The sequence below is a fragment of the Alteromonas sp. 07-89-2 genome, from assembly GCF_013113925.1.
Lineage (GTDB): Bacteria > Pseudomonadota > Gammaproteobacteria > Enterobacterales > Alteromonadaceae > Alteromonas > Alteromonas macleodii.
Genome location: NZ_VTYM01000001.1, coordinates 129,215 through 150,649, shown reverse-complemented (window position 1 = coordinate 150,649; position 21,435 = coordinate 129,215). Strand labels below are relative to the sequence as shown.

The following is a 21,435-nucleotide window of genomic DNA, read 5'->3' as shown; positions in this document are numbered from 1 at the left end:
CCTGTTAGTTGATAGTGTTATACATTCAGCAGCGCGCTATTATGCCACCTGCCTGTTAATTTATACAGTCCAGTTTTTCCCAGTGAAGATAAACTTCAACGGCATTATACGTTCGTGTGCAATCATGATTTTAAGTATTATTTAATGAAAGATACGAGCGCTCTGAACGTTCTATTAAATTAATGGAAGCACTCAGTTAGATGCAGCGAGAGAGCAGAGTGCTTTAACGATGTATACATGTACGATACGGTTATTAGCTATAACGAATTAATTCGATAAATTGATCGAATTATGCGCTTGGTCGGTATCACATCGGTATTGCATCACATCAAACTCAGGTAAACTTTTACGCGTTCCCTTTTGTCAGCATAGATATGCACAGCAAGGAACAAGTTTAGATTGCTTACCCAATTTTCTAATAGAACACAGCATTTTTATATAACGGGACATGCTCATGACCGCACTTACTACGCCCATCGATTTTTGGTCTACGCTGAAACAAGAAGCGCAAGTTGTTGCTGAAAAAGAGCCTTTGCTGTCTAGCTATGTGCATGCCAGTGTTCTTGCACATCACAACTTTGAATCGTCGCTAAGCTTTATTCTGTCGAACAAAATGGCAGACGACGTAATGCCTGCGCTCGCCATTCGTGAAGTTTTCGATGAAGCTTACTTACTTGAACCTGGCATCAGCGAAGCGGCTATTGCTGACATTCTAGCGATTAAGGCGCGGGATGCGGCGGTCAACGATTACCTCACTCCCTTACTTCACTTTAAAGGTTTTCATGCTGTGCAAGTACACCGCATGGCGCATTACCTTTGGGTTCATGGGCGTCATCAGCTTGCTTTATTCTTACAAAGCCGCAACTCGGCAAGCTTTGGTGTAGATATCCACCCTGCCGCGCGTATTGGTAAAGGCGTCATGTTTGACCACGCAACTGGCATTGTAGTAGGCGAAACTGCAGTGGTTGAAGACAACGTATCTATTTTGCAGAGCGTTACATTAGGTGGTACCGGTAATGAGTCGGGCGACCGTCACCCTAAAATTCGCCAAGGCGTGTTAATTGGCGCTGGCGCCAAGATCCTTGGAAATATTGAGATAGGTGAAGGCTCAAAAGTAGGCGCAGGTAGCGTTGTACTTAATAGTGTTCCAGCTCACGTTACTGTGGTGGGTGTTCCAGCTAAAGTGGTTGGGAGACCGGTTTGTCAAAGCCCATGTGAATCCATGCGCCAAAACGTACTAGAAGATAACTCCCACGTATAAAATTGGGGTCAGAGTACATTTCTGCTTTCGTAATAATGGGGTCAGAGTACATTTTCGTCTTCAGGGGTTTTTGAGCGATTAAATGTACTCTGACCCCATTATTTGAGGGTTATTGTGTTGCCGCCTTTTTCTTTTGATGCGTAGAGCGCGCGATCGGCGCGCTGAATAAGTGTCTCGAGTGTATCGCTTTGCTGCATAAGAGTGACGCCGAAGCTCGATGATAATGACACTTCTGAAATAACGATTGCGTTTATTCCTTCACGTACTTTTTCCACCAAATTCATGGCGTTTTGCTCGCTGATATTAGGCAGAAGCAGTACAAATTCGTCGCCGCCGAAACGGGCAAAAACATCCGCTTTACGCACAATATCCTTCGTCACCTGACTTAGTCGGCGCAATGCGTTGTCGCCGTCTACATGGCCTAATTCGTCATTAATACGTTTAAACTTATCTAAATCAAACATAACGAAATAAAGCGAGCTTCCAGATTCACGGCTCTGAGCCATTTCAAGTGCGCTGCGCTGGGCCAAATACTCCCGCGTATAAGCTTGGGTTAAGGTATCCACAAAAACACGGTCTTTGAGCAGAGCATTGTCTGCTTGTAACTGAGGAATGGCTATACCAAATAAAGCGTTGGCTGCAATAACGTTGAGTGCAAACTGATACACCTTGACGTAATCCATTAAGGCGAATATATGCACTAGCAAAACAATACATAGGCTGCTTATTGCAAGGCTTATAACATTGCGCTTTGTACTTTCAGTACACGCTATCCACATGTGGGTAATGGCGAGAAAAAAGATAGCAAATGCACTGTCACGAGACTGGGTAAGTTTTGCCAATAACATGACGAATAGTATGAGGGCCAAATTGATTGCCACTTTTTTAAAGTAGCTGTGTAAATCGGATGAAGCGCAGTTCGAAAATGCTAAGAGGTCTATTTTAGAAGCCGCACATATCTTTACTAACAAGCCAGCAAAAAGAGGTGCAAGCACTACAACACCAGCCATATCCCCTATCCAAAAGGGCAGCATTGCCTCTTTAATATCCGCCGCTGACATCTGATTAGTGAGAACAAGTGAACCAATGACTAGTTGCGTAGCAACTAACGACGAAATACAGCCGATGATTAAGAACGAGACGATTAATTGGGGGATGGTGACGTCAGGTTTTCTCAATAGATGGCCGAGAACACTGGCTCCTGCATAGTAAGGGAGCATATGTGCAACGCCGAATAACACGCCGCCCCACATCATTTCTACGTTACTTAATGGCAGCGAGTAGTTATGACCATTCCAGACGGTAATCGCAATGGCGGCCACCATAATAGACACTACCGCGCGCCAACCTAAAACTAAGAAGCATGCGAGGGTGTAGCCTGCCGCAGGAAACCAAACACTGGCGTGTTCAGTGTATTCAACAATGCGTCCAATTTGCCATATGGCAATCCAAGACAAGATAATAAATACATCTTGATACAAGCCAGACAGTGGCTTAAACGGCCAAAAAGAACGACCTGTCTCGGCATGTTCATGAACATTCGAGGTTGGCTTATCTACCTTGGACGCTTGTTGCGACCTTGACTTCGAGATAGCAGGTTTTTCCATGAGGACACAAAAACTACGACTTCAGTTTTCAGTGTATAACGAGTGAGCGTTAAAATCTATACGCCCTAAGTGCGGCTCTCTAGACCTTTAAGAATGCGGCTTACTCAAAGGTTCACATCCCGCAAAACGAAAGCGTAGTAAAGGTCTGTATTTTCGAGATAAATAGCGCCTAGACAAATTGAATAAGCTCTTCTAATGAATCAAGCTGAACGTGTGGAAGCACTGAAATGGGTTCAAATTTCAACTGCATTGGACGATTACATGCAAACCAAGCCGACTGATAGCCGGCATTAATGGCACCGAACACGTCTTTAATAATATTATCGCCCACATGTAAAATGTGCGACGGCGTTACCTTTATCAGTGAGGCCGCTTCATCAAACATGTCTTTAGCAGGCTTCATAGGCCGTTTCACACTGGCGTGTAAGATCGCCGTGAAGTAACGGTCTAATCCTACTTTTTGCGCGTTTACATTGCCGTTAGTAATACCAACGAGCGGTAAATGCTGGCTAAGTTTATCGAGGGTCTGGTGCACATTACTGGCTAATGCAAAATCGCTTCTTGCGTCATAAAAACAATTAAAGCAGCTGTCTACAGCAGCACGTAATGCAGTATTTTCTGTAGGGACTATTGATAACTGGTTTGCTGGCGTGCCAGATAGTGCAGCGCTTAAAACAACGCGACGAAGCTGCCCCATATCAGAAGCCAACCGCGCGTCTTTGGCGATAGCCGCACGTTTAAGCTGTAGCCAATCAAGTGATGTTAGCTTAGCTGCCTGGTGGTGATGTTCAGCAATATGCGCTTGAAGGGCTTGCTCTGCGCGTCGAATAATAGGTTCATTATTGTAAAGGGTGTCATCAAGGTCGAAGGTCATAGCCTCGACGTTATTGATAGACCTGAAAAACTGCATGGGGAAACCTTCTAGTAGCGTTATTTCTTGTGTGCGCGAGGGTGAGCCGCGTCATAAACCTTAGCGAGATGCTGAAAATCCAGATGGGTATAAACTTGTGTCGTTGACAAGTTAGCATGACCTAATAGCTCTTGAACCGCACGCAAATCTCCGCTGGATTCTAATACGTGGGTAGCAAAGGAATGGCGCAGTTTGTGAGGGCTTACTTTTTGTGACAACGACTGTTCGCTTGCCATTTTATCGAGGCGATTAGCGACTTGTCGATTGGATATGCGGGTTTTGCGCTTACTCACAAAGACCGCACTTTCGTAAGGTGATGCGTAGGCAGAGCGTACCTTTAACCACGCGTTAAGTGCTTTTTGTGCGTGTCGGCCTAACGGAAGTATTCGCTGTTTACTTCCTTTACCCATGACCTTCACCGTACCGTCCTTTAAACAGTCGGCCAAATTAAGACCAGTCAGTTCGCTCAAGCGCAGTCCACAGCCATAAAGTAGCTCAAACATAGCCACATCACGTAATTGCATACCCTCATCGTCGTCACTGCTTTTGGGGGAGGCATTAAGAAGCTGCTGCATTTCATCTACGCTTAGTTGCTTAGGCAATGGCTTCCCTTGTTTCGGAGCTTGAATACCTTCTACAGGGTTGCTGAATAGTTGCTGATGATCGATAAGATATTGGCAGAAGGTTCTAAGTGCCGATAGGCGCAATGCTATACTGCGTGGGCTGTGCCCTGACATCTTTGCATCAGCCATTACCCGCTTTATGTCGCTCGGCGTCAGCCCCGACCACTCGTAAAGCCCAAGTAGCTTTGCAACTTCTGTGAGCTGGCGCTGATAATTTTTAATAGTGTGAATTGATAAGCCGCGTTCTACCTGTAGATGTAGCAGAAACTTATCTAGCCATTGCTGGCAAGGCTCGCTTATTAATGCGTCCGTAGACACTACACCTAATATCCCATCATTTCAGGCAAGATGATATTAAGCACTTGCTGAAGCTGCTGAAGTAACAAGGTGTCCATATCTGGGGTAAAATGGCTGGCGTCACTGCTGCTTATACCTAAAATACCGAGTTCACGGTTGTCACCAAGCAGCATTAGCGCTACAGACTCCGCAGGGCTTTCTCCGAAAAGAAGCTGGCGTTCGTGCTGAGATAATCGACCAAAGAAAAAGTTGGTATTTTTAAAGCGTTTTTCAGTAAATAAACGTTGCTGTAGTTCGGGGATCGCGTGCGGACCTTTAAAGCTCTTAATGACCGCCGACGACAATTGTAAACGCTCTTGAAGCACATCTTCCAAAGTAAACTGAACTTCGGCAACACTTTCACAGCGCAGAAGCTGCACGTTTAAATCGGTGTAAACGCGATATATTTTTTCGTTTTGTTTAGCGATGCTCACCAGCTGATTGAGTTTAAAATTAAGCTGCCTAACTTTCTTTCGAAGCTGATCGCTTTGAATTTCTACCAGTGAAACACTGCCTTTCTGCTCGTGGGGAAGCTTAATTTTTTCAAGAAGGTCGGGGTGCTCGGCAAAGAACTCAGGGTTTTGCAACAAGAACGCGCGCACATCGGCACTCGACAATTCCGTTGTGTCGTTAAATGGCTCAATCAATTGCGTAGCGTTAGACTGCCCTGATAATTCGCTCATAGATTTATATGTCCGTCGTACACGTGCTCAGCAGGCCCTGTCATTTTTAACACGTTATCTGGGCCAGGCCAGCGTATACGTAAACTGCCTCCGGGTAAGTCTACCCGCACATCTTTTCCTAATTTACCCTGAATCTGGCCAATTGCAACCGCTGCACAAGCGCCGCTACCACAGGCCAAGGTCTCACCTGAACCTCGTTCAAATACGCGAAGTTTAATGTGTGACTCATTGATTATTTGCATAAAGCCAACGTTTACGCCTTCAGGGAAGCGTTCGTGCTTTTCAACAAGCGGACCAATCTCGGCCACATTAGCAGTATCAACGTCGTCGACTTCCATTACGCAATGTGGGTTACCCATCGATGCCGATCCAATGAATAGCGTGCTTTCACCGACTCGCAATATGTAGGTGTTTTCTTGCTTATTGGCTTTAAGTGGAATATTCGCAGGTTCGAATTCAGGTTTACCCATGTTCACAGTAACCTGACCGTCTTTCTCAAGATACAGCACCATTTTTCCAGCTTTGGTGCTTACGACAATTTTGTTGCGATTAATGAGACCTTTTTGCTTAACAAAACGTGCGAAGCAGCGCGCGCCATTGCCACACTGTTCTACTTCCGAACCATCTGCATTGAAGATACGATAGTGGAAGTCTTGCTCAGGATCGTAAGGCGGTTCCACCATCAACAGCTGGTCGAAGCCAATGCCGAAGTTTCGGTTAGCCAGTTGCTGAATTTTTTCTTTAGAGAAAAAGACGTTCTGAGTAACGTTATCAATAACCATGAAATCGTTACCCAAACCGTGCATTTTAGAAAATTGAACCTGCATTAAACGCGCATCTATCTTGTTAGTTTGTCTCTAGTTTACGGAAGTTTGTACTCACCTTGCCAGAGATCTTTTTGTTTTTCTCTTTCGCGAACCACAATTGCTTTGTCACCGTCTACCATAATCTCGGCTGGACGACAGCGACTGTTGTAGTTTGACGCCATAACAAAACCATAGGCACCGGCGCTGCGAACTGCAAGTAAGTCTGTTGGTTCAATGGCTAATTCACGATCTTTTCCTATAAAGTCACCAGTTTCACACACTGGGCCTACTACATCGTAAATACGTGGTGTTGCCGTAGTTTCTTCTTTTACAGGAATAATTTTTTGCCAAGCTGAGTAAAGTGCAGGGCGTAATAAATCGTTCATTGCAGCGTCGACAATGGCGAAGCTTTTTTCTTCACCTTCTTTAATGAATTCAACTTCAGTAACTAAAATACCGGCGTTTGCTGCAATAGCGCGGCCTGGCTCAAGAATAAGCTTTAGGTTTTCACGGCCTACCATTTTTTCAGCCATGGCTTGTGCATAGGCTTTAGGATGAGGTGGTTGCTCGTTGTTATAAGTAACGCCAAGACCACCGCCCACATCTAAATGCTCAATGATAATGTTGCGCTCGGCTAATTCATCAATAAGCAGAAGCAGGCGCTCAAGCGCATCTACAAATGGGCCAATTTCTGTGAGCTGTGAGCCGATATGGCAGTCCATACCAACTACATTTAAATGAGGTAGCGATGCGGCCAATTCATAGGTGGCCAGTGCACGTTCACGGGCAATACCGAATTTGTTCGCCTTCAAACCCGTAGAAATATAAGGGTGAGTTTTTGCATCTACATCCGGGTTTATGCGAAGTGAAATAGGGGCTTTTACGCCCATTTCGCCCGCAACCTGGTTAATGCGGTGAAGTTCAGGCTCCGATTCTACATTGAAACACATAATGCCTTGTTCTAAGGCGAAACGGATTTCGTCGTGTTTTTTACCTACGCCTGAAAATACAACCTTACTTGTATCGCCACCGGCTTCGATTACGCGAGCTAATTCGCCGGCTGAAACGATATCAAAGCCTGAACCTAATTTGGCTAGAGCGCTTAATACACCGATGTTCGAATTCGCTTTTACCGCGTAACACACAAGGTGAGGATGCTCACCAATGGCATCATTAAATGCGTGCCAGTGACGCTCTAACGTTGCACGTGAATAGATGTAAACCGGCGTTCCATGCTGGGCTGCAATATCAGAAACAGCCACTTGTTCAGCATGAAGCTGACCTTGGCTGTAGGCGAAATAATCCACTAGTTCAGCTCTCCAGAAGTAGTTGCGGGTGAAGTGTTATTGGTGTCAGAGTCGGCGCCGGTTTCTGCATTTTCAGAGGACGCTGGTTCAGCAGACGTGTTTTGTGCAGGCGCCTCAGGAATGTAGAGCGCCCCTTTGTAACCACAGCCACATAATGCTGTGAGCGTTAGCAAGAAAACAACTGACTTTTTAAGCACGAAAAATCCCGCGAAGAATACGACAAATGCCGCTATCATCGCATTGCGGCGTTAAATTGCAAGAGCCAATAATCGTTCTTGTGTTTTATCCCCATATCGAACGTTTTTCCAAAGCGCATCGCACAGGCTTTGCGTATCAGAAAAGTCTTTGTTTTTAAGCCAATCGATAAGAATGTTGGGGTTGTCTGGAAAGGCAATTGCTTCGTTGTCAGGAGCTTCTAGCCATTCTTCAACAATGTCGGTATCAAGTTGAAACAGGGTTTGGCATAAATCCAATTTATTTAACGTAAGCACATTCGATAGTTGCTCAAATTGGCCGTGTAAAGGTTTTATAAGCAGCTTCTTGCCCAGTTGAAGTGCCTCACTCGATAGCTCAAACCCCCCATTGGCAATTACGCCGCTGGCGTGCTGTAGGGCTTTTTGAAAGTGCTTCTTAGACGTTGGGTGCCAATGAATATGTCCCACTTCTTTCGCTTCATCGATGTTCGGGTGGAAGCATTCGAAAACCTGATCGCTTAGCGGTTCCAACATTTGTTGAACATCTTCAATATCTTCAAAAGGTAAGTAAACCAGAACGTGACCATTTCCCGAAGACACAATCGGCTTTTCTGCAACGAATGGCGGAATAATTGGTTGGTTGAAGTGATACCAGTGTACACCTAGTTGAATCTCTGTTGGTGCAAACACTTTCATTAGTAAGGAATCGAAAATCGTGTTGCCACTTTTAGGGACATCGTAGGCAAATGCAGCCTGATGGCTAATCGAAATAGAAGGTAGACCTTGCTGTTTAGCTGCCCACGCCGTAACGGGCTCAAAGTCATTGACCAGCAAATCGTAGTTGCTGGTATCAAAGGCTTTCACGTCTTTTATAAACTGGCTTACATTTGCATCTTTAATGGTCGCCCATTTATCAACCCGGCCTCCTTTGGTGATAAAGCTCAGGCCAGTAAAGGTTCGGTATTCTCCGAATATTTCCATGTCGAAATACTTCTCAGGGCGACGACCAGTAAACACAAAGTCAACGTTAATGTCATCGCGCTGTGCCAGAGCTGCAGCCATTATTCGCGCACGGGCGATGTGTCCGTTACCGGTGCCTTGCACACCATACAATAATCTCATGCTACCCCAGAATAGAAATGCTCAACGTTGCTATTGTAACGCCTAGAAGCGTCCCTGCGATCACGTCTGACGGGTAATGAACACCCAGTAACACACGTGAAAGACCAATTAACGCGGCCCAGCTGTAAGCCAATACCGCAAACGACGGATAATAATGAGCCACTATGCTCGCCATCAATGTGGCTGCTGCCGTGTGGCCTGAAGGAAGAGAAAATTTATCAGAAGGCGTGACATGTGCTGTTAAATTCATTAGAAAATCGCAAGGGCGAGGGCGCTTGAACATTTTCTTAAGCAGCACATATATGGGTAATTCCAGCGCATAAGCCATCAGCGCTGTGTAGAGGAAAAGCTCACCATGTTCAGGCTCAAATGCCCAAAGCAGCGCACCGATAACAAGGTACAGGTAACCATCGCCGGTTTTCGACAGCCAAATAATACTTCTGCAGTCTCTTTTTTGCGTCAGTTTGTACAGGCGATAAAACAAGTCAGTATCGTATTTGGTCAAGGATTTAATCAACATCGCCTTGTCCCCTATCGGTTAATTACTGCACAGGCTAAAGTTCATCTGTGACCAGTGGGTGACGAAAAAAAGAAACTTTTTTGACAGCGAGCTTCGCTTTTACTTTTGTCCTGGCGAACAGATATTGGGAATGGCTGTAAAAGACAAAAGCTAAGCAAAATATGTGCTCATTTGGGGGAGAGGGGAGCAAGTTTTGATGAGTTTTAAAAAAAGTAGAAAATTCGACGAAAGGCGTGAAATCAAACGTTTGCATTGCCACATTTAATGCTATGCTAGTTTTAGAAGCGTAAGCAGCGCTTTGTTTTCACTTAATTTTAGTCTTCTCAATTTTAGTAAGGCAGAACGATGGAATACAACACATCTGAATTATGCGATTTGTTTGCTGATAGCGTAGACGTGGTAGATCCAATTTTCGCGAGCTTTGGTGGCCGGTATTCTTTCGGTGGTGAAATTACCACAATTAAATGCTTTGAAGACAGAGGCCTTATCGACCGAGTACTTGCTCAGCCCGGCGCTGGAAAAGTACTGCTTATTGACGGCGGTGGTTCTAGCCGTCGTGCACTGTTCGATGCATCCTCTGCTCAAGTTGCAATCGACAACGATTGGGAAGGGGTTGTGATATACGGCAGCGTGCGAGAAGTTGATAGCCTTGCCGAATTAGATATCGGTGTTTTGGCAGTAGCCGCCATTCCAGTAAACGCTGAGTGTGAAAGTATTGGTGAGGTAGACGTGCCCGTTAATTTTGGTGGCGTTACGTTTTTACCAGAAGATCATTTGTATGCTGATAGCACGGGCGTTATTCTCTCTCCTGAGCCGCTAGATTTAGACTAAACCTTTTTGGTTAGCCAAACGCTACTGGTAGCGAAATAAATGATTAACTAAAAAGAAAACGGAGGCCAAAAACCTCCGTTTTTTATCTTTTACTGCGCCAGCTAGGTTGAAGCGAGACTATTTATTCGCTTCTTCGAACACGCTATTCAAATACATGGCAATGCGAATTCCCGCCATCTGCAAACGCTTTTTAGCAGTAGGCAGGTGGTTGTATAAGTAGTCATAGCTCATATTGTTTGCGTCATCAGGATAAATGGTATCGCGAATAGCGGTGCTTTCTTCAATCCACACCATAGGGTCGGTGGTGGCCCAACTGCGAATATCCTTAGCCGTAATAGCTTTTGTTAACCAAGACGTCCACTCTGAGTACGACAGGTCACGCTGATCTAGCATTTGCGAGTCCCACACGCGATGTAAGTTAGAGTCTTGCCAGAAGAAGCGCACTTTTACATCGTTACCGCCACGATCAGTTCCGTTTCCGGCATGAAGCGGCTGATGAAGGTCGCCAATAATATGCACAATGAACTGAAGGGCCAGACGCTTTTCTTCAACGGTGGCGGTGTCGCTTTTTAACGTTTCAGTAAACTGCTTTAACGCGGTAACCGCATCACCTTGCTTTGGTGCGCCAGCTTCTTCGTAGGTCTTTCCTTCAGGTACAGATACATAGTGCCAAGGGCTAGCGGTTTTCTGCCAAAATTCGCTGGGGTCAGAACGCATTTCGTCAGCGTGAGTTGAGGCTTCAGCCAACGAACCGTGTGGTAATAACTCCATTAGTGCAGCTTGTGAAAGAGGGCTAAGATATTGCTCGGCAATAGCGCCAGTCACTCGGTGACCGGTTTGCCCCCATCCGAAAGCGGGTGATGAAATACACAATGTAAATAGCGTGCTCAGCGCAACTGCGCAAATCCTGTTTGCAAACGCGAACATGGTTAATCCTCAGAATGTTTGGAAGACTGGTAGCCCCATCTTGCGACAAGAGACTGCTCAATACCTAGGTGGTCTAGTATGCGCGCCACCACAAAATCTACCAAGTCATCGATAGTTTTAGGATTGTGATAAAAGCCAGGCGCTGCAGGCATAATAGTAGCACCCATTTGCGAAAGCTTGAGCATATTTTCTAGATGAATAGAAGAAAGTGGCATTTCACGAGGCACCAAAATAAGTTGTCCACGCTCTTTTAGAACGACATCAGCTGCGCGCTCAATCAGGTTGTCGCTAGCGCCAATGCTAATGGCCGACAGGGTGCCTGTTGAACACGGGCAAACCACCATTTTTGCGGGGGCCGCTGAGCCTGAAGCTACTGGTGAAAACCACTCTTCTTTGCCAAAAACCTTGATTTGGTCTGGCTTTGCATTGCAATGCTCGGTAAAAAACGCGGCAGCGTCTTCGGGTCGCCCGGGTATCTTGACGTTCTCTTCGGTGGCAAACACCACTTTGGCAGCGGAAGAGATTAATACATACACCTGGTAATCGGCGTTAACTAGCGATTTCAATAGTGTAAGCGCATAAGGCGCGCCAGATGCGCCTGTGATAGCAAGCGTGACTTGCTTGTCATGTTTCATTGTATAGCCTCTGTAGATGACAAGCATAACGCGCTTGTCTATCGGGTAACACTTCGTTTTATTCTGTCTATTTACAATTTGGACTTCATTTTTAGGGCGTCGAGTAACCGGCCATGAATGCCTTCAAAACCGCCGTTACTCATTACAAGAATATGATCGCCCGGTTGTGCTACGTTGCAAACGCCTTGAACGATCTTCTCAACATCTCTGAAGCAGTGCGTAGGCGCGTTGCTGTGCGCTACCGAATCGACTAACGACCAGTCCATGCCTTCAGGTTCAAAAAGGTAAACCTCATCGGCTTTCTGCCATGAGTTTGCCAGCGTATCTTTGTGCACACCCATTTTCATCGTGTTAGAGCGCGGCTCTAGCACAGCCAGAATACGGGCATTACCCACTTTCTTGCGCAGTCCATCAAGTGTAGTCGCAATTGCAGTAGGGTGGTGTGCAAAGTCGTCATAAAGGGTGATGTTGTTTACTTCACCCTTTACTTCCATGCGACGCTTAACATTCTTAAAAAATGATAAGGCGTCTATGGCATCAGGTAAGGTAACACCTGCATGGTGGGCGGCAGCGATGGCCATTAAAGCATTGTCCACATTGTGTTGACCAACCAAAGCCCAGGTTACCGTTCCAGCTATAACGCCGTTATGTAATACATTGAATTCACTGCCGTCTTTCTTTAACAGTTCTGCATGCCACTCTTTGCCCAACGATTGGCGAGAAGACCAGCAACCTTTCTTAAGCATATCCTCAATTGCGGGCGTATTGTTAGGTGTAAGAATAAGCCCGTTTTCTGGCACCATGCGAACCAAATGGTGGAACTGGGTTTGAATAGCCCCAAGGTCAGCAAAAATATCTGCATGGTCAAACTCAAGGTTGTTAATTACTAAGGTTTTTGGACGATAGTGTACGAACTTAGAACGCTTATCGAAAAATGCGCTGTCGTATTCGTCAGCTTCAATGACAAAAAAGGGGCTTTCACCCACGCGAGCCGATACGCCAAAATTCTCTGGTACGCCGCCAATCAAATAACCGGGATTAAGACCAGCGTGTTCTAAAATCCACGCGACCATACTGCTAGTAGTCGTTTTACCGTGGGTACCTGATAACCCAATGACCCAACGATCTTTTAGTAAGTTATCAAGCAGCCATTGTGGGCCGCTAGTGTAAGGCAGGTTTCGGTTTAACACGTATTCAACGGCGGGGTTACCGCGCGACATCGCGTTACCAATCACTACCATATCTGGCGCTGGATCAAACTGGCGTTCGCAATAACCTTCGGTCAACTCAATGCCTAATGCTTCAAGCTGGGTGCTCATGGGCGGATAAACGTTTTTATCAGACCCTGTTACTTTGTGGCCGAGTGATTTAGCAATAGCGGCGATGCCGCCCATAAAACTTCCACAAATGCCTAAAATATGTACATGCATAGCGCATTCTCAATGAATTATCATGTTATTGGGGTACTGTATCAGAACCCCGTGGCCTATAGATAATTCAATTTTAATCATTCAGTAAATGCCTTAAGCCGTTGTAATACGCTAAACACCTACGAATCTATGATGTGCAAACTGGTATGGTGTGTGTATGACATTTTACGGGCGTGTTCCACTTACCCAAGAACACGGTTACAATCTAATCACAGGTTTAAAACCTGTGTGTGCTTCAGACAAACGCCGGTAAGGAAAGCTGAGCGACTGGTAGCACAACACCCTACACACGAAAAAAAGGCTTACATTCAATGAAACGTTTAAATTCCCAATTGCAACAAGACGGTGCACCGCTTGAGTTAATTTTACTCATTCGTACACTGCTAGCGGGCTGTAAAGAAATTTCTTTCCGCGTGAGTCAAGGCGCACTTGCTGGCGTGCTCGGTTCAACCCTTTCAGAAAACGTACAGGGCGAAACACAGAAAAAGCTCGACGTTATCTCTAACCACATTTTAAAAGACACGCTAAGGGAATCTGGCTACGTAAAAGCCATTTCGTCTGAAGAAGAAGATGACGTTGTGCCGTGTAATCCAGACGGTAATTACTTAGTAAGCTTCGATCCGCTAGATGGGTCGTCAAACACTGAAATTAACAGCCTAATTGGTACTATTTTCTCTATTACCCATGCGCCTCAGTGGATGAAACCAGATGATCCGTCTGCTTTCTTACAGCCTGGAACACAGATGGTAGCTGCAGGCTATGTGCTGTACGGTCCGTCTACTATGCTGGCGTTGACGACGGGTCGCGGCACGCACATTTATACGCTTGATAAAACCCACGGTGGTTTCCTGCTTACTCACCCTAATATTCAAGTACCTGAGCAAACGTCAGAGTTTTCGATTAATGCGTCGAACCAGCGTCATTGGGAACCTGCAATGCAGGCATACATTGCCGACCTTCTAGCAGGTAAAGATGGCCCTAGAGGCAAAAACTTTAATATGCGCTGGGTAGCGGCAATGGTGGGTGATATCCATCGTTTGCTTTGTCGCGGTGGCATCTTTATGTATCCATTCGATAACAGAGACCCGTCTAAGCCAGGTAAATTACGCTTACTTTACGAAGCCAACCCGATGGCGTTCTTAATGGAGCAAGCAGGTGGAAAAGCAGAAACTGGCACTGGTCGAATTCTGGAAGTTATGCCTGAAGAAATTCATCAACGTGTACCGTGCATTATCGGCTCTAAAGAAGAAGTTGAGATGTGCTTGAGCTACAACGACAACGCGAAATAGCGAAAAAGCAGCAAAATTTAACGAAAAATAAAGAGATTAGTACGACATGGGTCGTAAAGCGTTTTTATTTTGCTGCTGTCACCGTATACTTAACCCAAAATTTCTTATACATCATTGAAAGGACCAAAGAATGAGCTTAAGTGCTATTTCTGCTGGTAAAAACGTACCAGACGAAGTAAATGTGATCATCGAAATTCCAGCACACGCTGACCCGGTGAAGTACGAAGTAGACAAAGACACAGGTGCACTATTTGTTGACCGTTTCATGGCAACTTGCATGCACTACCCAACTAACTACGGTTACGTGAACAACACGTTGTCTGAAGATGGCGATCCAGTTGACGTTCTAGTAATGACTCCGTTCCCACTACTTGCAGGTTCTGTCATTAAGTGTCGTCCAGTTGGCGTACTAAACATGACTGACGAGTCTGGTAAAGACGCAAAAGTACTAGCGGTACCAGTAGACAAGCTTTCTACTATCTATCGTGACGTTAAAGAAATTGCAGACGTACCTCCGCTTCTTCTTAAGCAAATTGAGCACTTCTTCGAGCACTATAAAGATCTTGAAGAAGGCAAATGGGTGAAGATTGACGGTTGGGCAGACGCTGCCGCTGCAAAAGAAGAAATTACCGCAAGCATCGCGCGTTTCGAAGCAGAATAATTCACGCTGCTTTAAATTGATGATACAAAGGGCTGGTGTAATACCAGCCCTTTTTGTATGTGGCTAAAAAGTGAAGATTGAAAACGACAAGCAAAAGCCGATACAAAAAAGCGAACAAAATACTCAACGATAGAGAGCAGTATGATCCACCATAAATTATCCATGACTTCATTGTTTGCTGTAATAATGATGGTTGTAACTTTCAACGCACAGGCAGATGAAGCACCTGCCAAAGCTCCTGTAGAAGTATATTGGGAAGACCTAGTGCCTGAGGGCTTTAATGAGCTCGCGCCACCTTCAGTTCAACACAATGGCGAGATGAGTCAGCTTCAGCCAGATGCACCCGTTGTCGATACCTTTGATGGTAAACGGGTGAAAATCCCGGGTTTTGTTGTGCCGCTAGAAGGTACGGCAGAGCTAACCACTGAGTTCTTACTTGTTCCATATTTCGGAGCCTGTATTCACGTACCACCGCCGCCGTCTAATCAAATTGTTTACGTAAAATTTGAAGAAGGTGTGCGCATAGATAATATTTACGATGCAATTTGGGTAACCGGCGAACTGTCGACTGACGGTTGGAAAGGCGACATTGCGTCTGTAGGTTACCGTTTGAAAGGCGAAGCCGTAGAAGGGTTTTAAGCATTAAACGTTTAAAAAGGACATCAGGTGTTTACAGGATTATCAGCGTTTCCCATTACTCCATTCAAACAAGAAGCTATTGATTATAAAGCGTTTAAAGGGCTTGTTGATAATTTGGCTTCGGCGAATGTAGATTCAATTTGCGCGATAGGCTCTACTGGGCTGTATCCTTATCTAACGCGAGAGGAAAAGTACGAGGTAGCAAAGCTCGCCGTCGACCACGCAAAAGGCATCCCTGTTATGGCAGGTGTTGGGGCGCTGCGCACCTATGACGTGCTAAAAAACGTTGAAGCTGTGCAGCAAGCAGGTGTTAATGCTGTGCTGTTAGCACCCGTTTCCTATCAAGTGCTTAACGAAGAAGAAGTGTATGGCCTCTATGAGGCAGTGAGTCACGAGGTATCTGTGCCTATCTGCGTTTACGAAAATCCTCGCGTGACTAATTTTACCTTCAGCGATGATTTATACCGCCGTATTGGAAAATTACCGAATATCGGGGCGATTAAAATACCCGGAACTCCATTTGCCAAAAGCTCTAGCAAGGGTATCTCACCCTCTGGAGCAAGCAATAGCGAAGGCGCCCGTCGATTAGCATCATTGCGAGAGATAGTGCCTGCACACATTGCTATAGGCGTGAGTGGTGATAGTTTTGGCGCGGCAGGAATGAGTGAAGGTTGTGACCTTTGGCTCTCTGTTATAGGGGGGATATTCCCGCGAACCGTAATGCGCATAATCGACGCCGCTCAGTCTGGTAATGCTGTTGATGCACAGGCTCAGTCACAAGCGTTAAGCGGAATATGGAGCATGTTTGCGCGCAATGGCGGCGGCTTGCGTGTGGTTGCAGCCGCGGCAGAAATTTTGGGCTATTGTGAAACGCCTAGCTTACCTGCACCCTTCTTACCTATCGACAAAGAAGAGTACAGCGAGCTAGAGCACATCATCACGAAGTTATCGTCAAGCTAGCCCTGCGTATAAATCTGTTCAGCGCGGTTAAACAGAAGCCAAGACGTTAAAATGTACTTGTCGTTACTTTTTGGAATTTGGCCGCGATGCGTGTGAGTAAAATAGGCAGGCGCAATCACCATTCTGCCTGCTTTAGGCTTCACCGCACGGTTTTGATAATAAAACTCCGTCTCGCCGCCTTCTTCCACATCGTTTAAGTAGTACATAAACAGCAATACGCGGTGCAGTGCGTCGTTATGTTGAAGCTGTGGATAGACCTCTGAATGCCAGTACGGGTAGCCACCATTGCCCGCGGTGTAGCGCTGTGCATTTACATCGCCGACCCGAAACAGGTAATTCACCAAATTCGCCAAATTGGGTTTGCCCACTTCATCAAAATTTTCACCTGTTACTTTTACCGGTTCACCAGTTTTGGGATGGCGTACGGTCAAGCCAATAGGCCCAACAAGCGCAAAGTAGTACTTTTCAATGTAGGAGACCAGCTGCTGCCCGGTGTGCTGCATCACTTGTTGAAATAAGTCTTTAAATTCCGGGTTGCGGCTTATCGATACATCCATGCTGCGCTTTTTATCTAAGTCGACGCCACCACCGGTGCGGCCTTGAGACAAATTAGGGCTGCTTTCAAAGCGTTCCATGAGTTGTTTGCACAGCTCTGGTGGTAACACATCATCAATAACTTCAATTAAATCGCTCATGGATACCTCGTACTGCGCTTTATTACTGAGTTGGTACTTCTTTAAAGTGAGACTGTAGTTCTGATTTCACTTTATCTGGGATAGGCGCAGAGCGCTGTGTTTTATAGTCAAAATGTACCATGGTGGTGATGCCTGTTGAGCACAGCTTATCGTCTTGCCATAACTCTTGAAACACGTCGAACGCACTGTTGCCTAGCCGGCTAACGTAGGTTTTAACCGTCACAGGTTTGCCATAAAAAATTTGAGCTAAAAAATCGACTTTGTAGCTGGCTAAAATTAGCGGCCAATTTTGTAAGTCTAGTTCAGGGGTAAACATTCTGAAAATAGGCTCTCTGGCTGCTTCAAACCAAGCGACTAATGCTGTGTTACTTACATGCTGTAAGGCATCTGTTTCACAAAAACGTACGTCGAATGACGTAACTAATGGTACTGAATGGCTCATATTTTTTAGTAGGGTTCGTTGTTTATTTAGCTTTCACTCTAGCATTATGCCGCAGCTATTTCAGTCATTTATCAAACAGTAATTGATCCGGTTGGAAAACATTTTTAACACCAAACCAAAACATACACATTCAAAAATAAGTTGATTTGTGCAAAATTTTGCGCAAATATTTGCATAAATGAGTTTGAAGAAAAATCACAAGGTGCCTATTTATGATCAGAAGTCCTCAGTTTGGCGCAATACTTTTGCGTGCTAGCGAGCTTATTGCAACTCAAGGCCAAGAGGTATTTGAAGCGCTTAAAATTAGTCTGCCTGCAAATCGTATTTCTCTAGTACTGGCGATTCATACTCAAGGGCCTCTTTCGTCAACTGAGCTAGCAAGTCACATTGGCCTTTCACGTCAACTTATTGAAAGTCGGTTGAAGCAAAGTGTTGCAGATGGCTTTTTTGTTTCTGTGCCAGATGAACGAGACTCGCGAAAGCGTGTGTACGATATTGCGCCTAAAGCAAAGGCCGAGGCAGAGCAGATAGTGACGATAATGCAAGAATTTGAAGACGTATATGATGCCCTTTGGGAAGAGATAGAGGTAAATCTTGAAGCCTCTCTCAAAAGCATGGAGCAGGCGCTAAAAAAACAATCGCTTCTTACGCGCTTAAATGAACAATTTCCTTATCACTCCTATTCACAATAGGGAACATTATGATTTATCGAATTATTTTATTGTTGTCACTACTTCTTCCACTAAGCAGCTGCGCACAAAGCCAGGGTTTCAATACGAAAGAAAGCTGGCAAGCCTTTGTTCAAACTGTTGAAGATAACTACGCCTACTTAGATACGGCACCTACCGACTGGGAAGCTTTAAAAGCGTATTACCAACCCCTTGCAATAAACGCGACAACGCAAGAGGAGTTTGTCGACGTATTGCAGGTGGTGAAGCAGTTTTTTATCGACCCGCATTTTAACGTATCACCGCTAAACGAAGCGGACTACAGCGTCACGCCAACGGGGTCTGATATTTGGGTGGAAAAGCAAGGCGATGACTTTGTTATAACACGTATTAAAGCGGGCAGTGCTGCTGCCAAAAGCCAGTTAGCCTTAGGTGATATGATTGTAGGTATTGACGGCGAGTCTACAGAAGCCGCAATACATCGCGTTTTTGGTAACACATCGCTACCGCTTACTGACGCACATAAAACGTGGGCGGTTAATGTGGCTTTAGGTGGGCGTCGCAATCAAGAAAGATATATTGAAGTGGCGTCTGATTTTGATGATGCCAAACGCGTGCTATTAGCAGCTAGCTACGACGCTATTAATCTACTTCGAACAAAAGCCCCTCTGATAGTTAAGCAGAAAGAGGGAATAGGGTACATCCGCTTTAATAACAATCTAGGTAATTCTGGCACCGTTAGTGCGTTCAAAGAAGCTCTTGAGTCACTTGAATCAACACAAGGGTTAGTGATTGACCTGCGTAATACGCCGAGCGGGGGAAACACTGGCGTGGCTGAGCCTATTTTGGGGCACTTTGTAAATGCCAAAACCGCATATCAAGGTTACAAAATTCAAAATGCGGGTAAACCCTACCAAGAAGCAGAGCTACACTTGGCCCATGTTACCCCTTCATTACCTTATTACAGTAAGCCAGTAGTGGTACTCGTTGGTCATTGGACCGGCAGTATGGGAGAAGGAATGGCTATTGGCTTTGATGCCATTGGTGCAAAGGCGGTAATCGGCACACCCATGGCTGATTTACTTGGCGGGATAAATCAATTTCAACTACCTGATTCAACCATAACTTTAGAGCTGGGTTTTGAACGTCTTTACCACGTGAACGGCTCATATCGAGAGGACTTTGTGCCCCAAGCGGTATCTTGGGACGGGCATACAGCCAGTGACTCAGAATTAAATGCTGCAATAGCTCTGTTAAAAGCAATATAGCTCAATTACATACAAAGCTAGAAAGCACTTTCGTATTTACTTACAATCCGCTTCTAACTTTTTGAGCGAACATACTATGACTGCGATTGGGATTGACTACGGTACTTCAAATTCTGAGGTTGTGTATTTTGATGGAACGGCCCATCAGCACATCAAACTCGACCCGTTAGATAAGAAGGGCAATAAAATCCGTTCTTCGGTGTTCATCTATTTTGAAGATGAACTGCCGCCGCCTCCTGATGCCATGGTTGAAGCGAAAGTGGCGCAGTTACAGCGCGTTATCAGTGAGCAAATAGATAAGGCGAAGGACGGCTATTATTCGGCAAAAGATCCAAAAGAACAGGCGATGTATAGCGACCGTATCGACTCGCTGCGCGGTGATTTGCACAACAAGCCTGCATTACAGCGTAAAGCTATTGCGCAATTGATGCATGCCATGTCGCTAGACGAAATTCCTTTGCTGCGCTTAGTAGAGCACGGCAAGTTTGCGTTTGGTGAAGAAGGGTTTAGGCGCTTTCTTAAAATGCCGGACAAAGGCCGTCTAATTTATTCACCTAAGAACTTTCTAGGCGCCTCGCTAGACGGTGACCAAAAACAAGCGTTCATTGGTATTATTGCTAAGCAGCTGGCCTATTTTAAACAGTGTGCAGAGCAACAGCTAGGCAAGGCTGTTAATAATGCAGTTATTGGCCGTCCTGTTAAGTTTCACGGCACCCGCGGTGAAGAGGGGAACGCGCAAGCCATTCAAATTATGACTGAAGCGGCGACGAAAGCCGGGTTTACAGGGGTTAATTTCCTAGATGAACCTATCGCAGCGGCGTATAAAATTGAGCAAACCCTACCAAGGGATACCACTACGCTGATTGTCGATATTGGTGGGGGAACCACGGATATTTGCTGTATTAAGCTTTCCCCAGAGCGTTCAAATCAGCTTGATCGCAAAGAGGATGTTCTGTCGGTAACAGGCAGACGTTTAGGCGGTATGGATTGCGATAAAAGCTTGGTGCTTAAGGCTATTGCCCCAGAAATGGGAATGGGCCTTAAGATGATTAACGGGCTTCCTGTTCCTCCTACGTACTTCTCTGATATGTGCGCGGTTGATAACATTCCTGCACTCACCCGCTTTTTTACTGACGATTACGGGTTAGATATTTCTCAAACCATGTCTGTGATTAAAGAGCCAGCCCAACTAGAACGCTTGCTTATTGTTCAGGAGAACAAGTTGTCTGCCCGTGTGGTGAACTCGGCTCGATTAGCCAAGGAACTACTGTCGAGTAAGCAGAACATTACCTTGCCGCTGCACTATATCGAAGATGATTTTGACGTGGAGATTTCGCAAGACTCGCTCAAAAAGGCATTAAAACCTTGGCTTGATAAAGTGAAAGCGCTAGTGGTGGAATGCTTGGGAAACAGCAGTGAAAAGCCAGAAGTGGTGATGATCACAGGTGGTATGAGTTTATCGCCAATCGTGGTTGATGCGCTGTATGAAAACCTGCTTACCGGTTTACCTCGATTAGAGAATGACGCCTTCAACTCGGTGTGCGAAGGATTAGCTATTCAGGCGGCGAAACACGCTTAACCTTTTCTATTCTTTTTCCGGTATGAAAAACACTAAGCCTTA

The 21,435-nt window shown here is 45.5% G+C and carries 23 protein-coding genes; 9 read left to right on the top strand and 14 right to left on the bottom strand.

The annotated features are described in order from the left end of the window. Window positions 1-454: 454 nt before the first annotated feature. Window positions 455-1,261: a serine O-acetyltransferase gene (gene cysE, locus F0261_RS00640; protein ID WP_014947845.1), complete on the top strand. Its 807-nt coding sequence runs from the start codon at window positions 455-457 to the stop codon at window positions 1,259-1,261. A 98-nt stretch (window positions 1,262-1,359) separates the two neighbouring features. On the opposite strand, the gene F0261_RS00635 is transcribed toward cysE, so the two are convergent. From F0261_RS00635 to F0261_RS00595, 9 genes are all read right to left on the bottom strand, one after another. Further along, window positions 1,360-2,868, bottom strand: coding sequence for a diguanylate cyclase (locus tag F0261_RS00635; protein ID WP_014977965.1), 1,509 nt, complete (start codon window positions 2,866-2,868; stop codon window positions 1,360-1,362). 169 nt (window positions 2,869-3,037) lie between these two features. Then, on the bottom strand, window positions 3,038-3,778 hold the full coding sequence (locus F0261_RS00630; protein WP_171336949.1) for an HAD-IA family hydrolase: 741 nt from the start codon (window positions 3,776-3,778) through the stop codon (window positions 3,038-3,040). A gap of 20 nt (window positions 3,779-3,798) precedes the next feature. Next, window positions 3,799-4,719: a tyrosine recombinase XerC gene (xerC, locus tag F0261_RS00625; protein ID WP_061439024.1), complete on the bottom strand. Its 921-nt coding sequence runs from the start codon at window positions 4,717-4,719 to the stop codon at window positions 3,799-3,801. A gap of 5 nt (window positions 4,720-4,724) precedes the next feature. Beyond that, window positions 4,725-5,420, bottom strand: a complete 696-nt coding sequence (locus tag F0261_RS00620) for a DUF484 family protein (RefSeq protein WP_014947849.1) — start codon at window positions 5,418-5,420, stop codon at window positions 4,725-4,727. Continuing rightward, window positions 5,417-6,247 carry a diaminopimelate epimerase gene (dapF, locus tag F0261_RS00615; protein WP_014947850.1) on the bottom strand — a complete coding sequence of 277 codons (831 nt, stop codon included), beginning with the start codon at window positions 6,245-6,247 and terminating at the stop codon, window positions 5,417-5,419. The genes F0261_RS00620 and dapF overlap by 4 nt, the downstream gene beginning before the upstream one ends. Window positions 6,248-6,282: 35 nt before the next feature. Then, entirely contained in the window at window positions 6,283-7,533 is a 1,251-nt protein-coding gene (gene lysA / locus F0261_RS00610; RefSeq protein WP_014977968.1) for a diaminopimelate decarboxylase, read from the bottom strand. After that, window positions 7,533-7,769, bottom strand: a complete 237-nt coding sequence (locus F0261_RS00605) for a lipoprotein (RefSeq protein ID WP_014975353.1) — start codon at window positions 7,767-7,769, stop codon at window positions 7,533-7,535. Before F0261_RS00605 ends, lysA begins: the two co-directional genes overlap by 1 nt. 12 nt (window positions 7,770-7,781) lie before the next feature. After that, window positions 7,782-8,849: an MJ1255/VC2487 family glycosyltransferase gene (locus tag F0261_RS00600; RefSeq protein ID WP_171336948.1), complete on the bottom strand. Its 1,068-nt coding sequence runs from the start codon at window positions 8,847-8,849 to the stop codon at window positions 7,782-7,784. Window position 8,850: 1 nt separating this feature from the next. Then, window positions 8,851-9,369, bottom strand: a complete 519-nt coding sequence (locus F0261_RS00595; RefSeq protein ID WP_014947854.1) for a phosphatase PAP2 family protein — start codon at window positions 9,367-9,369, stop codon at window positions 8,851-8,853. A 345-nt stretch (window positions 9,370-9,714) separates the two neighbouring features. Here F0261_RS00595 and rraA point away from each other — a divergent pair, with 345 nt between their 5' ends. Next, window positions 9,715-10,200, top strand: a complete 486-nt coding sequence (rraA, locus tag F0261_RS00590; RefSeq protein ID WP_014947855.1) for a ribonuclease E activity regulator RraA — start codon at window positions 9,715-9,717, stop codon at window positions 10,198-10,200. Window positions 10,201-10,317: 117 nt separating this feature from the next. On the opposite strand, the gene F0261_RS00585 is transcribed toward rraA, so the two are convergent. The 3 genes from F0261_RS00585 to mpl form a co-directional block, all read right to left on the bottom strand. Beyond that, a complete protein-coding gene (locus F0261_RS00585) occupies window positions 10,318-11,127 on the bottom strand; it encodes a S1/P1 nuclease (protein ID WP_171336947.1) in 810 nt (269 codons plus the stop codon). 2 nt (window positions 11,128-11,129) lie between these two features. Further along, a complete protein-coding gene (locus F0261_RS00580) occupies window positions 11,130-11,762 on the bottom strand; it encodes a flavin prenyltransferase UbiX (RefSeq protein ID WP_014975357.1) in 633 nt (210 codons plus the stop codon). Between the two features lie 71 nt (window positions 11,763-11,833). Beyond that, the gene (gene mpl / locus F0261_RS00575) at window positions 11,834-13,192 is read right to left on the bottom strand and encodes a UDP-N-acetylmuramate:L-alanyl-gamma-D-glutamyl-meso-diaminopimelate ligase (protein WP_171336946.1); all 1,359 of its coding nucleotides are present in this window, start codon (window positions 13,190-13,192) and stop codon (window positions 11,834-11,836) included. 311 nt (window positions 13,193-13,503) lie between these two features. Between mpl and F0261_RS00570 the strand changes: the two genes are divergently transcribed. From F0261_RS00570 to F0261_RS00555, 4 genes are all read left to right on the top strand, one after another. Next, window positions 13,504-14,481: a class 1 fructose-bisphosphatase gene (locus F0261_RS00570; protein ID WP_014947860.1), complete on the top strand. Its 978-nt coding sequence runs from the start codon at window positions 13,504-13,506 to the stop codon at window positions 14,479-14,481. A gap of 130 nt (window positions 14,482-14,611) precedes the next feature. After that, window positions 14,612-15,142, top strand: coding sequence for an inorganic diphosphatase (gene ppa, locus F0261_RS00565; RefSeq protein ID WP_014947861.1), 531 nt, complete (start codon window positions 14,612-14,614; stop codon window positions 15,140-15,142). Window positions 15,143-15,283: 141 nt separating this feature from the next. Next, window positions 15,284-15,781, top strand: a complete 498-nt coding sequence (locus F0261_RS00560; protein WP_081099423.1) for a DUF3299 domain-containing protein — start codon at window positions 15,284-15,286, stop codon at window positions 15,779-15,781. 27 nt (window positions 15,782-15,808) lie between these two features. Beyond that, the gene (locus tag F0261_RS00555; RefSeq protein WP_171336945.1) at window positions 15,809-16,741 is read left to right on the top strand and encodes a dihydrodipicolinate synthase family protein; all 933 of its coding nucleotides are present in this window, start codon (window positions 15,809-15,811) and stop codon (window positions 16,739-16,741) included. Here F0261_RS00555 and F0261_RS00550 read toward each other — a convergent pair. Further along, window positions 16,738-17,436, bottom strand: coding sequence for a 2OG-Fe(II) oxygenase (locus F0261_RS00550; RefSeq protein WP_014975360.1), 699 nt, complete (start codon window positions 17,434-17,436; stop codon window positions 16,738-16,740). The genes F0261_RS00555 and F0261_RS00550 overlap by 4 nt on opposite strands. A gap of 22 nt (window positions 17,437-17,458) precedes the next feature. Then, window positions 17,459-17,878, bottom strand: coding sequence for a thioesterase family protein (locus F0261_RS00545; protein ID WP_014947865.1), 420 nt, complete (start codon window positions 17,876-17,878; stop codon window positions 17,459-17,461). Window positions 17,879-18,090: 212 nt separating this feature from the next. Between F0261_RS00545 and F0261_RS00540 the strand changes: the two genes are divergently transcribed. The 3 genes from F0261_RS00540 (at window position 18,091) to F0261_RS00530 (ending at window position 21,393) form a co-directional block, all read left to right on the top strand. Continuing rightward, on the top strand, window positions 18,091-18,570 hold the full coding sequence (locus F0261_RS00540; protein ID WP_171336944.1) for a MarR family winged helix-turn-helix transcriptional regulator: 480 nt from the start codon (window positions 18,091-18,093) through the stop codon (window positions 18,568-18,570). A gap of 8 nt (window positions 18,571-18,578) precedes the next feature. Further along, window positions 18,579-19,814, top strand: coding sequence for a S41 family peptidase (locus F0261_RS00535; protein ID WP_014977977.1), 1,236 nt, complete (start codon window positions 18,579-18,581; stop codon window positions 19,812-19,814). Window positions 19,815-19,890: 76 nt separating this feature from the next. Beyond that, window positions 19,891-21,393, top strand: coding sequence for an Hsp70 family protein (locus F0261_RS00530; RefSeq protein ID WP_171336943.1), 1,503 nt, complete (start codon window positions 19,891-19,893; stop codon window positions 21,391-21,393). Window positions 21,394-21,435: the final 42 nt, after the last annotated feature.